The sequence below is a fragment of the Proteiniclasticum sp. genome (genome assembly GCF_032054185.1).
Classification (GTDB): domain Bacteria; phylum Bacillota; class Clostridia; order Clostridiales; family Clostridiaceae; genus Proteiniclasticum.
In genome coordinates this window covers 35,638-51,295 of sequence record NZ_DAMBTF010000020.1, presented here as the reverse complement: position 1 = coordinate 51,295, position 15,658 = coordinate 35,638, and the positions used below count along the sequence as shown (strand labels likewise).

The following is a 15,658-nucleotide window of genomic DNA, read 5'->3' as shown; positions in this document are numbered from 1 at the left end:
TCTTATGGTTCAATCTTTTTTTGTTTGTTGCAATTAATTATACAATCGGCCATATTAATATAAATATATTAAGTGTTATTCAAAACAAAATATATTATCGATATGCATAAATGTATATCTAAAGAATTTAAGGGGTGAGGATTCATGTTCAAAAAAGTGCTGATTACAATTCTTGTTATTTTACTGGGTTTGAGCAATATTTTCCTTTATACCACAAGAGATAAAATGGATTATGACATTATAATCGGAACACCCGGAACGGAAGGGACGGATTTATCCGTGCCTATATCGGATAAGAATGAAGCCAGTATGCTGATTTTCTCTCTCATGAACAGTGAATCTATAGCCCAGCCTGAGATTACGGAAGATAAGCCTGATTCCATAATATGGATCAATGACAGTAAAGAAGGTTTTTCCTATACAACCGTCAGTTTATGGATTGACGGATCCGGGATTATTCTCGGAACCAATGTAGATACAGATTATCCTCTGTATAAAGAACTGTCAAGTGGGAGAGCAGCTGATATGATACAGATAATCAGAAAATATCAGACCAAATCCTGAACCTGTGCATCGCTTAATTCTATATAATATCATTTGATATGCCAGTACTAGAATAATCTGCGGGAGAGACACCATCAGAATAAATGAGAAAAAATACGATATAAAGAGATTTTCTTATGAAAACCTCTTTGTATCGTAATTTTTTTCTGATGATCATAAAACAGGTTTATGAAAGTTATTTGAGACCAGTGCTTCCATAGCCGCCGCCGCGGTCTGTTCCGATTGAGGAGACATCTTCCGTCTCAATGAATTCCGCATGTATGATTTCATTGATGACGATCTGAGCGATCTTCGTTCCTTTATCAATATACAAGGTTCCGTAAGGATTGTTGTGTTTATCCAGAACAAGAAAAGGTACGAGATTCAGTGTTTCAGCAGTTTCATTTTTCTTGTCTCTGAAAGATGTGAAAACTTCCTTGCTGTTCTGGGGAAATAGAATTTTATAGTCTTTCTGGATCCTGTCTCTAAGCTCATCGTCATACAGTATTTCATAGGGGAGACTGGAAATGTTATAGGTATTCTGCGCGATGACACCTACAGGGTTTCTGTAACCAGCATCGACAGTCCCCGGACTGTTGGGGATGCTCAGCGATGTTTTAAGCGAAAGCCCGCTTCTTGGCCTTACCTGCATTTCGAGATGATCAGGAAGTGCCACTTTAAAGTTCAGCGGAATGATCACCTTTTCCATGGGTCTGATGACAATGTCCTCTGCTGCAAATACATCCGCACCTGCGTCATTAAAGTTTGCGTACACAGGAATCTTACCGCCATCCATAATCTCTATATAGATATTTTCTTTTTTCATTTATTCCCCTCCTAGAGTTATGCCTGCAAAAAATACGATATAATAATGGTAACTTTATTATCATTATAGAACAAATATTTCTTTCGCGAAATAGAAGAAACCGTAAGAGATGTGGTTTAAGGAGAGGAGTGAATCAGATGGATAAGAAACTGCTGCTGTCTCTGCCGCTCTTTGAGAGAGCACTGACACTGGCTTCAGTTAAGCATGCCGGACAGAAGGACAAGGGGAATGATCCGTACGTGATGCATGTCATAAGGGTCATGATGAACGTCGAAACAGAGAGCGATAAAATCGTCGCGCTGCTCCACGATCTGCTGGAAGATACGGATATCACTAAGTCAGATCTCTTGGCGTTCGGTTTTGATGAGGAAACAGTAAAAAAGTTGGATCTTTTAAGCAGAAAGGATACAGAAGACTACATGGACTACATTAAGCGCCTGTCGGCTGATCCTGCTGCAGTGAGGGTGAAACTCAGCGATTTAAGAGATAATCTGAACAGGACAAGACTTAAGGATAAACTCACAGATAAGGACTTTGAAAGGCTCAAAAAATACCACAGGGCTGAAGTGTATCTGCTGGAAGTTCAGAATGAAGAGAATCGGAAACGGTAAGAATTTGGAGGAATGGTTATGAGTAAGATTACTTTTGGAATTATAGGATGTGGAGATGTCACCGAAATCAAAAGCGGACCCGCATTTCAGAAACTGCCTGGGACAAGACTGAAGTGGGTAATGAGAAGAAACAGGGAAAAGCTGGAGGATTATGCCAGAAGGCATCAGGTGGAGCATTTCACGACCGATTATATGGACATCCTGACGGACGCGGAAGTGGACGCAGTTTACATTGCAACCCCGCCGCATATGCACAAGTTCTATACGCTTGAAGCTGCTCGGCACAAAAAAGATGTCTATGTGGAAAAACCCATGGCACTCTCTGTGGAAGATGCGAGAGAAATGATGAAGGTCTGCAAAGAAGAAGGGGTCAGACTCTTTGTTGCCTATTACAGAAGAGGACAGCAGAAATTCAGAAAGATCCAGGAACTTCTGAATAAAAAAGAAATCGGTGAGATCCGTTCTTTCAGTTACCAGTATACAAGTCCTGTTCCTGCACTTAATCCTGACCGCCCATGGCTGTTCAAAAAGGAATTTGCAGGCGGTGGGAAGCTTTATGATGTAGGCTCCCATATGATCGATCTGATTCTCTTTCTATTTGGAGAAGTGCAGTATGCAGCAGGTGTCTCCTCCAATCAGTCTGGGCTCCTTGAAGTGGAGGACAACACCTCAGGGATGATTGTGTTCAGAAATGGGATCAAGGGCACACTGCAGATGACATTCAATGGAAATTATGACGAAGATATGCTCACTGTTGTCGGCAGCAGAGGGACCATAAGATTTGCCATCATGAACACAAAGCCTGTGGAGATGATCAGAGACGGAAAGATGACTGTCTTTGAGTTTCCGGATCTTCAGCATGTGCAGATGCCGCTTATCTCACTGGTTTCCGATACCATAAACGGAAGAGGGGAACTTGATTCCACAGGACTTTATGGGCTAAGGACGCAGCAGGTGCTGGAAGCGTTCAGAGATAATGGTACTATCGGACATTTATAGGAATTTCGGGCAAAAATAAAGACTTCTGCAAATAATTGCAGAAGTCAGTCCATTCTTTTAAAGCAATTTGAGGATTTCCTCTGGATTCCTTTTGTCCCGTATTGTTTCATCAAAAGTTCAGTGAGAAAATACTGAACTTCCTTCTTTAGTATATCAAAGTTTTTGTCAATAGAACAGTAGATTTTATAAAAAACTTTAGTTTCCCTGATAAATCCATAAATCGGGATGGATTTTCAGCTCGTCGATGAGAAAGTAGTTTTTCGATGCGGTTTTGCTGATATGGGTAAATAGCATATCGGACATGATCTGAGACTTTTTCGATTTCTGGTCCATAAAATACCTGGACGCATGAATCTTATCTCCATCATAATGGATATCAATAACATACTGACTTTTTGTCAGATCATATATTACGATAATGATGGAATCATCTCTTTTTGCATCGACATTCTGAATGAATATATCGAAACGTTCACCATTCTCGCTGTTTGTACCATCGAGAACGATATATCCCTGGTTTAGTGCTTCTTCCCGAGAGTAGTATTCTTCCTTTGCTGTACATCCGGTGATCATGAGCAGAAGCAGCAGTATAGCAATGGGGTAACTCATTTTTCTCATGGGACTTCTCCTATTATGATTAAAGTAATTCCAGGATATCCTTTTCTATGGAAAGAGGATTGGTTGTCGGTGCATATCTTCTGATCACGTGACCTTCTTTATCCACAAGAAATTTTGTGAAATTCCATTTGACGGCATCGCCCAGAAGACCTTTTGTTTCTTTCCTCAGGTGGACGAAAAGTTCATGAGCATTTTTTCCGTTGACCTCGACTTTGGAAAACATCGGAAAAGATACACCATAGTTCAGTTCACAGAAATTTTTGATTCCCGCTTCATCTTCCGGTTCCTGACTGCTGAACTGGTTGCAGGGAAATCCAAGAATCAGAAAATTATTGTCTTTATGTTTCTGGTAAAGTTCTTCAAGACCCTGATATTGTGGAGTGAATCCGCATTTGCTGGCTGTGTTCACAATCAGCATCACGTTGCCTTTGTACTGGCTCATGTCCTGATTATTTCCGTCTATATCTGTAGCAGTATATGAAAATATGCTCAATCATTACACCTCTTGTATTTATAATTTGGTTACATTCAGAATATGATAAAAATTAACTATTGTCAAATATTATTGCATGCAAGTTAATTTTTTAAGAACATTTTCTGCTCATTTATATTCTTCACTTATTTTTTTCGCGAAGGAGGAAAAGCAATGGAGTACAAAGAGTTTCTGGAAAGGCTATCAAATCCCGCAAGACGGGCTTTAGATTTCGAAGGTATCGACAGCTTCGAAAAGCTGGCGTCGTTGTCCGCGAAGGAGCTGCTTTCTTTCCATGGTATAGGGCCAAAATCTCTGCCGATCGTTCTGGAATGTCTGAAGAGTCAAGGGAAGAAACTGAGAGACGATTGAGAAGAAGAAACCGAAATCAAAAAAAGGGCCATTTTGGCCCTTTTGATATATATTCGTTATAGAAGTTCTTTGATATCTTTTTCGATATCCATAGGATCTGTCTGAGGTGCATATCTTCTGATGACCTTACCATCTCTCCCTACGAGGAATTTTGTGAAGTTCCATTTCACAGAATCACCAAGGAGACCTTTTGTTTCCTTTCTGAGATACTTAAAGAGATCATGAGCGTTTTCACCGTTGACGTCAATCTTTGAGAACATGGGGAAAGTCACACCGTAGTTCAGTTCGCAGAATTTCCTGATTCCTGCCTCGTCTTCAGGTTCCTGATTCTTGAACTGATTGCTTGGGAACCCAAGAACAGTGAATCCCTGATCTTTCATGTTTTCATAGAGCTTTTCAAGTCCTTGAAACTGAGGAGCAAATCCGCATTTGCTGGCTGTGTTAACGATGAGCAGGACATCACCTTCATACTGTTTGAGTTCCTGTTCCTGTCCATCAATGTCCACTGCTTTGTAATCATATACACTCATTTTACATTTCTCCTTAAGATTATTCGTTTCTTATATTCAGAATACAGAAAAATAAAAGTTTTGTCAAATTAAATTGTGCTAAATTCATTCAGTTTCAGATAAAAAAAGAGCCTCCAATGGAGACTCCCGATTTACAGTATCTATTTATTCAGGAACTGCTTTGTTACCTCTACAATTCTCTTGGCCTGATGTCTTACCGCACCTTCTACATCATTCTTGATTTCTCCGTCTATGATGGAAGCTGATGTTCCATAAGGGTTACCACCTGCAGCATAGATGCTTGGATCGGTATAGCCAGGAGCGACAATTATTGCACCAAAATGCATTGCTGAAGTGTAGATGGATCTGATGGTTTCTTCGACTCCGCCGTTTATGTTCATGGCTGAGGACATGGCTGTTACCATCTTATTGACCAGTAATCCCTGTGACCATACGCCGCCGAGCAGATCAAGGTACTGCTTGAACTGAGAAGATACATTTCCGTAACGGGTAGGCGTAGAGAAAATGACGGCATCTGCATCGACGAAGTCCTGTGGAGTGGCTACAGGAATAAGATCCTTTGTTTCGTCGTAATGCTTTCTCCAGAGCGGATTGGCATCAATAGCCTGATCCGGTGCAAGTTCGTTCACTCTGAATACCTTGACGTCTGCGCCGGCCTTTATGGCCTCGTCCTTTGCCCATTGTACCATCTGGTAGTTTCCGCCAGTTGAGCTGTAGTAGATGATTGCTAATTTAACTTTTTCCATTTTATTATCTTTCCTTTCATTGGTGTAATTAGGTTTTTTTAACTCTGTATTAGTTATAACATTAGATTGTGTACAACGTGTTAAAGAATTGTGTCTTTCGAGTTAAGAATGTACTAATTAGTGTTATTTACATTTTAGACATAAAATGCAGGGGTGATGGAATTTTCTTGACTTGTCATATTTAGAGTGATATTATTTATAAGTCATGTAGATGTGGCCCCTTGGTCAAGCGGTCAAGACGCTAGCCTCTCACGCTGGAATCAGGGGTTCGATTCCCCTAGGGGTCACCATTATAAAGCACACCACTTGCTGGTTTAAGGATAGTCATTATGACTTCCCGCTGAACCTTCCAGGTGGTGTGCTTTTACGTCTGATTTAAAAACTGTATTTAGAAGGCCATGAAACAGATCAATCTGTCTCATGGCCTTTAAAGTTCTTCTAGATTACAATTTCCTGATTATATTGTTCTGTATTTTCGTCTTCATTCATATACCGCAGGTCTTTTGAGAAAATGAGTTTTGCTTCTGTTAGCGCCTGAATCTCGTCCACTGTGTATTCCGGATTGATTTCTGTTACGAGAAGTCCTTCTGCTGTAATTTTGAATACACCCATCTCAGTGATGATGAGATCGACCTGGTTCTTTGCGGTGAGCGGAAGGGTACACTCTTTGAGTATTTTCGGGCAACCTTTAGCAGTGTGTTCCATTGCGACAATCACTTTTTTGGCACCGGATATAAGATCCATCGCACCGCCCATTCCAGGAACCATTTTACCGGGAATCATGTAGTTGGCGATACTGCCGTTTTCATCTACCTGCAGAGCGCCAAGGACTGTGAGATCCACATGACCTCCCCTGATGATTCCGAATGATAGAGAGCTGTCAAAAAATGCGCCGCCTGGAAGAATGGTCACAGGCATTCCACCGGCGTTTGTGATATAGGGATCATATCCCTCATCCGTGGGTGCTGGACCAAGTCCGACAAAGCCGTTTTCAGACTGGAACACGATATTTTTGCCATGAGGTAGAAAGTTTGCAACAAGTGTCGGCAGTCCAATACCCAGATTGATCACATCATTATCCTTCAGTTCCTTGGCCACTCTGCGCGCAATATAATTCTGTATTTCTTTTTTGTCCATCATGATAAAACACCTCCATCTACAATATGGTCAATAAAGATTCCTGGAGTGTGGATGTGATCCGGATCCAGTTCGCCCACTTCTACAAGCTGTGCAGCTTCCACGATGGTGACATCAGCAGCGGTTGCCATGATCTGGTTGAAGTTCCTTGTGGCACCGTGAAAACTCATGTTTCCGAAACGATCCACCGTGTTGGCAAAAAGAATGGCAACATTTGCTCTAAGGGGTTTTTCAAGAAGATATTCCTCGCCGTCCACCAGGACTTTCTGCTTTCCTTTTTCCACTTCAGTACCAAGACCAGTCCTGGTCAAGGCTCCACCAAGACCGAATCCGGCACAGCGGATCTGTTCGATGAGCGTACCCTGAGGTGTCAGAATCACTTCTGTTTCTCCGGACAGCATCTGACGACCTGTTTCCTTGTTGGTACCGATATGCGAAGCGATAATCCTTGAGAACTGCTTATTGACCACAAGTTTTCCAGGTCCTTTATCGACGAAACCCGAATCGTTGCAGATCAGGGTGAGATTTTTTTTGCCTGAACTGCATAATGCGTCGATGATTCTTTCAGGGCATCCGACCCCAAGGAATCCTCCGATCATGATCACATCTCCGTCCTTTATAAGATCTGCAGCTTCTTCCACTGAAATGATTTTACTCATATATACAACCTCCACATTTCTCGTTAACTCCTGAGTATACGTTTACACAATAATTCTAGTGTAACTTCACATGTCTGTCTAATGACAATACTTCATGATTTCTATAACCGAAAGTTATGAATTCTGATATAATCAAGTAAATACTTACTTATCGGAGGTTCAAATGGAAATCAGTCACCTGAAGTATTTCATTGCAATCGTAGAGAATAATCTCAATCTGTCCGATGCCTCAAGAAAACTGCATATTTCTCAGCCTGCACTGAGCAAGTATATCATTAAGTTTGAGGAAGAGGAAAATCTGAAGCTTTTCGAAAGAAGTCACGGAAGACTGACGGGGCTTACTCCGGCAGGTGAAAATTTCTATGCCAACGCCATGGTGGTCATCGAAAAACATGACAATCTCATGAATGAATTCAGGGAACACGGAAGCCTTATTAAAGGTATGATAAGAATAGGGATTCCGCCTCTCATTCTGACTGTTCTTTTCACGGAAATCATGGCAGATATCATCCGTCTCAATCCGAAAATAAAATTTACGATCATTGAAAGAGGAGCATTTGAACTGAGAAAGATGCTTCTCCTTGAGGAACTTGACCTGGCGGTGCTTCTTGATCCGACAAACCTTTCTGATCTTCTTTTTAAAGAAGAGGTCATAAGGGAGGATGAGCTCACTGCATTCATGAGCAGAGACAATCCTCTAGCTGAAGGAGATAAAATCGAATGGTCCGATCTTAAAGGAAAAGACCTGGCCATATTCAATGAAAGCTTTATGATCCATCACCAGCTCTTGGCGAAATTCCGTTCCCTTAAAATGGAACCGAGAATATCCCTTATGTCCGGATCCTGGGATTTTCTTCTTGAAGTGACAAGAACCTCGAATTTCATTACTGTTCTGCCTGCGCCGATAAGGGATCATTTCTATTTCAGAGATGTTAAAGAAATGCCGATTTCGAAACCCATTTCCTGGCAGGTTGTGATGACTTATCCTGTAAAATCCAGATATTCAAGGATTGAGAAATATACCATCGATTCCATCAGAGAATATTTTATTGAGGGGAAGAAAGTTCTGCCCTTATCCCATGACAATGATCATTGATTTGGAAATCAGTGAATCGGAGCGATATAATGAGCAAGAAAAATCTGCTTCGGTGAAAATCACCGAGGCAGATTTTGTTTAACCTGAGAATCCGTTTTTACGTGAAGAAATGAGCATTACTTCAGGCTTTCTTTCATGGAAATCATATCTTCCATGACATGAAGAATGTCATCGTAGACTTCTCTTCTGCTGGTCTCATTGAGCATCTCATGTCGCCCGCTGTCATAGAGCATGAGGGTTACATCCTTCACACCGGCTTCAATGAGTTTTGCAGAAGTTTCCTGAACACCTTTGCCGTAGTTACCTACAGGGTCCTGTTTTCCTGAGAGAAGATGGAAGGGGACCTCCTTCGGCACCCTCTCTGCCCATTTATCACCGGTCACTTCCTTCATCACTGTGAGGAATCCTTTAAATCCGTTCATGGTGAAGATGAAATTGCATTTGGGATCCTTATGATATGCCGCCACGACGTTTTTATCCGTTGAAAGCCAGGAGAACCTGTCATGTTCTTCCTGGAAATTCTTATTGAAGCCGTTAAAAAAGACCTTATTGAACAGAGTGCTGCGATGCTTCTCGCCCCGCACAGCGGAAATGGATTTTGCCAGCTGGATTCCTGAAGCAACTGCAGGATTTTCTCCTCCGGTACCGCTAAGGATGACACCGGAGAGACTTCTTCCGAACTGCATGAGATATTTTCTTAACATGAATGACCCCATACTGTGCCCGAGGATAAAATGGGGAAGATCCGGATAACGGTCTGAGAGAAGGTCCGTCATGGTTTTAAGGTCCTTGACCAGAGTCAGATCATAAGGATCGTCCGAGAAATAACCCAGATCATCAAGGGTGCGTATGCTTCTGCCGTGACCGGCATGATCATGACCTGCAACAAGCACGCCCTGCCTGCTAATGAACTTGATGAATCCCTCGTATCTTTCAATGTATTCGCACATGCCGTGAGTGATCTGTAGAAGGTAACGGACGGGTTTCTTTGGTGTGTAGATGTAGTAGCTTATATTATAGAGGCCGTTACTGCTGGGGAAAGTCTCCATTGTTTTGCTGTAGCTCAAAATAATCACACTCCATTTCTATTCTTGATACCATTATAGAGATATCGGGCAGCTAAAAGCAAATATAGAACCCAATAAAAGCTAGTACTTTAGCATGGTTATGATAAAATCAAATTATGCAAACATATCCTTTGCAGTAAGGGGGAAATATTATGAAGAAAAGTGTCATCATTACATCTGTTCTGGCCTTATCGTTAATACTGTCAGCCTGTAACAAACAGGTGGCAGAGAATCCGGAAGATCCGGGCAGCAATCCGCCTGTTGAAGAACCGGTGGAAACTCCTTACGAGAAACCGCTGCCGGAAGAACCTGCTGTCGAAGAAAAACATCGATACGATGAACCTCTAGAAGGTCTGTCACCACTGACGGGAATGCCCTACGAGGGGGATGGCAAGGTGATCATGGTTCAGATGGAAAACACCGCAAAAGCCCGTCCGCACAGTGGGCTTAAGCAGGCGGAACTGATTTACGAAATGGAAGTCGAAAGCACGATCACAAGATTAACCACATTCTTTCTGGGTAACTACCCTGAAAAAGCGGGACCGGTAAGAAGTGCAAGGAAACAGCATATACAGCTCTGGAAGGAATGGAATTATCTTTATGTTTTCTTTGGCGGTTCAAACTTCAAGCCTGGTCAGGATATCTATGAATGGATAGAGGATCTTGGCATTACAGCCAAAAGAATCGATGGTACAAGGAGTACTACAGGGTTTTCAAGATCTGCCGATCGTGTAGCACCTCATAATGCTTATACCAATCTTAAGGTGGTGATGGAGAAAGCCTATGATTTTCAGCCTGAAGCAAGAACCCTCTACTTTGATGAAAATTTAGAGCTTAGCGGAGAAAGTGCGAAAAAGATTTCACTGTCCTACAGAAGTGACAACAGAATCACCTATGAGTTTTCTGAAGAAAAAGGGACTTACCTTCGTTTCATCAATGATGAGCCTATGATGGACAAAGAAACCGATGAGCAGATCGACGTGAGGAACGTCATCGTTCAGCATGCCAACCACTATGCCGTGACAGATACGGTGTACACCAATATCGATCTCATCGGAACTGGCGCTGCTGAATACTTTACCGACGGCGTCATGAGAAAGGGTACCTGGGAAAGAAAAGATGCCGATTCCTTTACCATCTATTACGATGAGGCGGGTAATGAGATTCCCTTTAAACCGGGTAAGTCGTTTATTCAGATTATGAGAAATGATTCTGAAGTGATATTCGAGTAGACAGAATTAAAAGCGAATAAACTGAAAAACAGAAGGCTCAAACACACATCGCTGTTTGGGTCTTCTGCTATGAAATGTATTATGAAATTAAGATTGTCTTCAAGGCTTCCTAGAGATCGTTCGTGTTGAAAGTGTCCCCATGCTGTAGATCGCCATACTCGAAGCCTCTTCTGAACCATCTCATTCTCTGCTCCGATGTACCGTGGGTAAAGGAATCAGGAACCACGTAGCCCTGAGACTGCTTCTGAAGTCTGTCATCACCGATGGCGTTGGCGGCATTGATCGCTTCTTCCAGATCCCCTTCTTCAAGGTAGCCTTCACCATGAACATAATTCGCGAACACTCCGGCGAGGTAGTCAGCCTGAAGCTCAAGTCTTACAAGATAGGTATTGAATTCAGCTTCGCTGAGCTGTCCGCGCAGGTCCTGCACCTGCTGAGAAATCCCAAGTAGTGTCTGGACATGATGACCGACCTCGTGAGCGACAACATAAGCCATGGCGAAATCTCCAGGTGCGCCGAACCGCTGACCCAGTTCACGATAGAAACTGAGATCGATGTAGATCTTCTGATCTGCAGGGCAGTAGAATGGACCAGTAGATGAACCGGCTACACCGCAGGCGGATTCCACTCGGTCATTGAAGAGTACAAGTTCAGGCTCCTCATAGGTTCTGTTGTTCTCTCTGAAGATCTGCGCCCATACGTCCTCCGTATCGGCAAGCACAACGGAAACGAACTGAGCCAGTTCATCGTCTTCAGCAGTTCTTTCATAGGGTGCTTCCGTACCCGGATTAACGATACCCGGATTGAGCATGGAGCCGATGTCGCCGCCAAGGAAGGCGATGATGAGGAAAATAATAAGGCCGAGACCTCCACCCATCATACCTTTCCCGCCTATACCTCCGATTCCTCCGGAACCGGATCGTCCCATACCTCTTCGGTCTTCAACATTTGAGCTCGTTCTTCTATTTTTCCATTTCATAATTAATCTCTCCTATGCTATGATTTGAACACAGACATTTTTAATGATAACGATTCTTAATACGATTATACCATTTTTTATATCAGGTAGCAGTTTGTACAGGCGGATATAGGTGGTGTTTGTGGTTAAGAATGTATTAACATGCTGTGCCTGTTATTCATGATTGAGCACTTTTAATGTATCTTACCTCTCTGGTAAAGAAACCATATCTAAATTCAGATAGATATATGATAAAGATGGTAATTATTCATTTGTCAGATAGTATAGCAAATTTAATGAACTGTTAAATCGAATCGGCAGTGTTGACATTGAATAAATCTTGGTATTTAAGTTATCCACAGAGAATGTGTATAAGAGTTGAAAAATGTGGATAACTTTATGTTGATTCTGTAGGATTTCGTAGCTCAAGGAACATTATCCACAGTTATGTGGATAAAATGAGCAGGTCAATGTGGATAACATTATTTCGTCAATATTTAAACTGTGCAAAACTTTCAAGGAGAAAATATTATGAAATTCATAAAAGATACGGTTCAGGCGACCTTTATCAAGAGAGAAAACCGCTTCCAGGGATATGTGGAATATGACGGAGAAATCATCATGACCCATGTACCTAATACGGGGCGTGTTTCTGAGATTCTCATTCCCGGCTGCACGGTGATCCTCAGGAAGGAAGACAATCCCCTTAGAAAGACAGCTTTCAGTCTGATTGCAGCTTATAAAGGGGATGCGCTCATCAACATCGATTCGCAGATTCCTAATAAAGTAGTTGAAGAAGCGCTGATCAGTGGCTCCATTCCTTCTCTTAGAAGATTTACACATGTAAGAAGAGAAAAGTTCTACAAGAAAAGCAGATTTGACTTTCTCCTGGAAAGTCCGGAAGGAGAAAAGTATTTTCTGGAAGTCAAGGGCGTAACCCTCGAAGATAACGGACAGGCAAGCTTTCCCGATGCACCTACATTAAGAGGGACAAAACATATAGAAGAACTTATGGAAGCCAAGGAAGAAGGATATGGGGCAGGGGTACTCTTTGTCCTTCAGATGGAGAACATGAAGGAATTCTCACCGGCATATGAGAAAGACCCGCTTTTTTCCTCTACGCTCTACAAAGCGAAAGAATACGGTATAGATGTCATGGCCTATGAATGCAGAGTTACAGAGTCTTCACTTGATCTGACCGATCCGGTACCGGTTGTTTTTGCTGAAGACAGAATGGTCTAGCTTCAGAGAATCTTAAATAGGAAACCTCATTTTTAATGATATAATAAATCAAAAATGTAACGAAAGCATGGTGAATATATTGGAAAAGAAAACAGCACCGGTCATTACGACAAACCTGAGAGATCATCTTGTTGAAGTTCCGGAGGTCATAAGACGGGCAAGCGGACTGATTATCCTCGGAAAGAGGATCAAATCGCTGATCTTCTCAACAGATGTTGCAGTGATCAAGAACACCAATGCAGATGCTGTAATGAGTGTTTATCCCTTTACACCTCAGCCCATCATCACTCAGTCTCTGATCAATGCATCAGATGTTCCGGTTTTCTGCGGAGTGGGAGGCGGAACAACCACCGGAAAAAGGGTGATCAATCTCGCGCTTGATGCGGAATTCAAAGGAGCCATCGGAGTGGTTCTGAACAGTCCGACTAAAAACGATATCCTGAAGGGTGTCCGAGATACCATAGACATTCCCATCGTCATCACAGTCATTTCGGAGATGGACGACTTTAAAGGAAGGATTGATGCCGGAGCGACCATTTTCAATGTATCAGGAGCTAAGGATACGGCAAAGATTGTAAGAAGAATCAGGGCGCTCTATCCGGAGATGCCGATCATTGCAACGGGAGGACCAACTGATGAGAGCATACTGGAAACCATTGAAGCCGGTGCCAATGCAATCACTTATACACCTCCTTCGAACACGGAAATCATGAAGGAACTGATGGATAAATATAGGGGGCAGAATTATTGAGTAATGGTGTACTGGCAGAAAACTGCAAACATTGTCCGGAATATCGAAACAGCTGTGAAGGAAATGATCCCGGGTGTCTATGCTGCCGATGTCCAAGAAATCTGGGTCAATGCATTACAGTTAAGTACTGCAGAGAAACAGAATCTGTTCTGGAACTGGCTGGTGTTATAGACATGGATAGAGAATATATGATAGAAAAGTATTATAAGACAAAAAATATGGAATAGATTGGAGTGAAGGTATTGGAAAACTACAAAGATGGGTTCAAGCGTTTTCTTGAGATTCAGGAAGAAATGAAAAACATCGGTGATGCGCAGGGTGTGCTTTACTGGGATATGGTAACAATCATGCCCCCAAAAGGCGTAGAGAGAAGATCCGATGTCATCGGATATCTCAGCCAGCTTATGTATAAGCTGGAGACCGGTGAAGAGTACAACAGTCTTGTGTACAGTCTTCATGAACACTTTGAGGAAATGAACGACAAAGAAAAGGCTATGATCAAAGCGGCCAAGAAATCTCTGGACTTCATGAAAAAGATTCCTGAAGAGGAATATCTTGAGTACAGTAAGCTTGTAGCATCAGGCGAAACTTACTGGGCACAGGCTAGAGAAAAGAATGACTATGAATCCTTTAAGCCGATTCTTGAAAAGATTGTATTCTTCAACAAAAAGATTGCAGGATACATGGGTTATGAGGAAACACCTTATGACGCTCTGCTTGATCTTTATGAGCCAGGGGCTACAGTGAAGGAGCTGGATAATGTATTCAGTGAACTAAGAGAAGGTCTTCTCAAGCTTCTTAATAAGATCAATGCAAGTGATGTGAAGATCGACAGCAGTATCTTAAAAGGCGAGTATTCCAATGAAGCTCAGAAAAAATACAATACTGAGCTTGCCAAGAGACTGGGCTATGACTTCGAACGTGGTGCAATAGCTGAAAGCGCTCATCCGTTCTCCACAAACTTCGGAAACAAGGATGTCCGAATCACTACTGCCTACAGCAAGGAAGACCCTATTATCGCCATGTATTCAACCATACATGAGACAGGGCATGCCATCTATGAGCAGAACATTCCCGATGATATTACAAAAACCAATATCGGTGGAGGAGTATCCATGGGTATCCATGAATCTCAGTCCAGATACTATGAGAATATTCTTGGACGTGACGAGAAATTCGTCGAAGCCGAGTATCCCAACATGGTGGAAGCTTTTGAAGGTCTTAAGGAATTTGCACCGGTTGATGTATTCAGAGCAATCAACAAAGTTGAACCATCACTCATCAGAATCGATGCGGATGAGCTGACCTACAGCCTGCATATCATCATAAGATACGAGCTGGAAAAAATGATGATCAACGGAGAAGTCAGTTTCGATGAGCTTCCTGAGCTCTGGGCCAATAAATACGAGGAGTATCTTGGGGTAAGACCAGAAACCTTCGCAGCAGGTGTCCTTCAGGATGTCCACTGGTCCGGCGGAATGATCGGATACTTCCCAAGCTATGCACTGGGCAATCTTTATGGTGCACAGATGCTCTATAAGGGTATACTAAGAGATCTTCCAGATTACTATGACCTGATCAAAGAGGGCAAAATCAGTGAAATCACAAAGTGGCTTGCAGAGAATGTGCATAGCCATGGCGGAACCTATGAACCAAAGGTTCTCATTGAAAAGATCACAGGTGAGCCGCTGAATGCCAAGTACTTCCTTCAGTATCTCAATGAGAAGTACAGCAAAATCTATAATCTGAAATAAAGTGAAAGACCCAGAGATGAGAAGATTAAATCTTCTGTCTCTGGG

General features: G+C 42.3%; 19 protein-coding genes and 1 tRNA gene. 11 read left to right on the top strand and 9 right to left on the bottom strand.

Annotated elements, in window-relative coordinates; genetic code table 11:
- The first annotated feature begins 144 nt into the window (after window positions 1–144).
- On the top strand, window positions 145–564 hold the full coding sequence (locus RTX25_RS11100) for a hypothetical protein (RefSeq protein WP_312653653.1): 420 nt from the start codon (window positions 145–147) through the stop codon (window positions 562–564).
- A gap of 175 nt (window positions 565–739) precedes the next feature.
- Here RTX25_RS11100 and RTX25_RS11095 read toward each other — a convergent pair whose 3' ends face one another.
- On the bottom strand, window positions 740–1,369 hold the full coding sequence (locus RTX25_RS11095; protein ID WP_312653652.1) for an aminotransferase: 630 nt from the start codon (window positions 1,367–1,369) through the stop codon (window positions 740–742).
- A 137-nt stretch (window positions 1,370–1,506) separates the two neighbouring features.
- On the opposite strand from RTX25_RS11095, the gene RTX25_RS11090 reads away from it, so the two are divergent.
- Window positions 1,507–1,980: a GTP pyrophosphokinase gene (locus tag RTX25_RS11090; protein ID WP_312653651.1), complete on the top strand. Its 474-nt coding sequence runs from the start codon at window positions 1,507–1,509 to the stop codon at window positions 1,978–1,980.
- A gap of 18 nt (window positions 1,981–1,998) precedes the next feature.
- Window positions 1,999–2,979: a Gfo/Idh/MocA family oxidoreductase gene (locus RTX25_RS11085; protein ID WP_312653649.1), complete on the top strand. Its 981-nt coding sequence runs from the start codon at window positions 1,999–2,001 to the stop codon at window positions 2,977–2,979.
- A gap of 195 nt (window positions 2,980–3,174) precedes the next feature.
- Here the strand turns inward: RTX25_RS11085 and RTX25_RS11080 are convergent, their stop codons facing one another.
- Both RTX25_RS11080 and RTX25_RS11075 read right to left on the bottom strand, forming a co-directional pair.
- Window positions 3,175–3,597, bottom strand: a complete 423-nt coding sequence (locus RTX25_RS11080; protein ID WP_312653648.1) for a hypothetical protein — start codon at window positions 3,595–3,597, stop codon at window positions 3,175–3,177.
- A 19-nt stretch (window positions 3,598–3,616) separates the two neighbouring features.
- Window positions 3,617–4,090 (bottom strand): glutathione peroxidase, encoded by a 474-nt coding sequence (locus RTX25_RS11075; protein WP_312653646.1) that lies wholly within the window; start codon window positions 4,088–4,090, stop codon window positions 3,617–3,619.
- Window positions 4,091–4,243: 153 nt separating this feature from the next.
- Here RTX25_RS11075 and RTX25_RS11070 point away from each other — a divergent pair, with 153 nt between their 5' ends.
- Window positions 4,244–4,441, top strand: a complete 198-nt coding sequence (locus tag RTX25_RS11070; RefSeq protein ID WP_312653644.1) for a hypothetical protein — start codon at window positions 4,244–4,246, stop codon at window positions 4,439–4,441.
- 56 nt (window positions 4,442–4,497) lie between these two features.
- On the opposite strand, the gene RTX25_RS11065 is transcribed toward RTX25_RS11070, so the two are convergent.
- Window positions 4,498–4,971 (bottom strand): glutathione peroxidase, encoded by a 474-nt coding sequence (locus RTX25_RS11065; protein WP_312653642.1) that lies wholly within the window; start codon window positions 4,969–4,971, stop codon window positions 4,498–4,500.
- Between the two features lie 140 nt (window positions 4,972–5,111).
- A complete protein-coding gene (locus RTX25_RS11060; protein WP_312653640.1) occupies window positions 5,112–5,717 on the bottom strand; it encodes an NAD(P)H-dependent oxidoreductase in 606 nt (201 codons plus the stop codon).
- Window positions 5,718–5,932: 215 nt separating this feature from the next.
- Between RTX25_RS11060 and RTX25_RS11055 the strand changes: the two genes are divergently transcribed.
- Window positions 5,933–6,007 (top strand) — tRNA-Glu (locus RTX25_RS11055).
- A 148-nt stretch (window positions 6,008–6,155) separates the two neighbouring features.
- On the opposite strand, the gene RTX25_RS11050 is transcribed toward RTX25_RS11055, so the two are convergent.
- Both RTX25_RS11050 and RTX25_RS11045 read right to left on the bottom strand, forming a co-directional pair.
- The gene (locus tag RTX25_RS11050) at window positions 6,156–6,854 is read right to left on the bottom strand and encodes a 3-oxoacid CoA-transferase subunit B (protein WP_312653659.1); all 699 of its coding nucleotides are present in this window, start codon (window positions 6,852–6,854) and stop codon (window positions 6,156–6,158) included.
- Entirely contained in the window at window positions 6,854–7,513 is a 660-nt protein-coding gene (locus tag RTX25_RS11045; protein ID WP_312653638.1) for a CoA transferase subunit A, read from the bottom strand. Before RTX25_RS11045 ends, RTX25_RS11050 begins: the two co-directional genes overlap by 1 nt.
- Before the next feature lie 163 nt (window positions 7,514–7,676).
- Here RTX25_RS11045 and RTX25_RS11040 point away from each other — a divergent pair, with 163 nt between their 5' ends.
- Window positions 7,677–8,609, top strand: coding sequence for a LysR family transcriptional regulator (locus RTX25_RS11040; protein WP_312653636.1), 933 nt, complete (start codon window positions 7,677–7,679; stop codon window positions 8,607–8,609).
- Window positions 8,610–8,725: 116 nt separating this feature from the next.
- Here RTX25_RS11040 and RTX25_RS11035 read toward each other — a convergent pair whose 3' ends face one another.
- Window positions 8,726–9,676, bottom strand: coding sequence for an alpha/beta fold hydrolase (locus RTX25_RS11035; RefSeq protein ID WP_312653635.1), 951 nt, complete (start codon window positions 9,674–9,676; stop codon window positions 8,726–8,728).
- Between the two features lie 152 nt (window positions 9,677–9,828).
- Between RTX25_RS11035 and RTX25_RS11030 the strand changes: the two genes are divergently transcribed.
- Window positions 9,829–10,908 carry a DUF3048 domain-containing protein gene (locus RTX25_RS11030; protein WP_312653633.1) on the top strand — a complete coding sequence of 360 codons (1,080 nt, stop codon included), beginning with the start codon at window positions 9,829–9,831 and terminating at the stop codon, window positions 10,906–10,908.
- Between the two features lie 109 nt (window positions 10,909–11,017).
- Here RTX25_RS11030 and RTX25_RS11025 read toward each other — a convergent pair whose 3' ends face one another.
- Window positions 11,018–11,887: a neutral zinc metallopeptidase gene (locus tag RTX25_RS11025; RefSeq protein ID WP_312653631.1), complete on the bottom strand. Its 870-nt coding sequence runs from the start codon at window positions 11,885–11,887 to the stop codon at window positions 11,018–11,020.
- 510 nt (window positions 11,888–12,397) lie between these two features.
- On the opposite strand from RTX25_RS11025, the gene sfsA reads away from it, so the two are divergent.
- The 4 genes from sfsA (at window position 12,398) to RTX25_RS11005 (ending at window position 15,613) form a co-directional block, all read left to right on the top strand.
- On the top strand, window positions 12,398–13,108 hold the full coding sequence (sfsA, locus tag RTX25_RS11020) for a DNA/RNA nuclease SfsA (protein ID WP_312653629.1): 711 nt from the start codon (window positions 12,398–12,400) through the stop codon (window positions 13,106–13,108).
- A gap of 67 nt (window positions 13,109–13,175) precedes the next feature.
- Window positions 13,176–13,859 (top strand): hydrolase, encoded by a 684-nt coding sequence (locus tag RTX25_RS11015; protein WP_312653627.1) that lies wholly within the window; start codon window positions 13,176–13,178, stop codon window positions 13,857–13,859.
- The gene (locus RTX25_RS11010) at window positions 13,856–14,086 is read left to right on the top strand and encodes a hypothetical protein (RefSeq protein ID WP_312653625.1); all 231 of its coding nucleotides are present in this window, start codon (window positions 13,856–13,858) and stop codon (window positions 14,084–14,086) included. The genes RTX25_RS11015 and RTX25_RS11010 overlap by 4 nt, the downstream gene beginning before the upstream one ends.
- 6 nt (window positions 14,087–14,092) lie before the next feature.
- Complete coding sequence (locus tag RTX25_RS11005; protein ID WP_397428550.1) at window positions 14,093–15,613, top strand: carboxypeptidase M32; 1,521 nt, start codon at window positions 14,093–14,095, stop codon at window positions 15,611–15,613.
- Window positions 15,614–15,658: the final 45 nt, after the last annotated feature.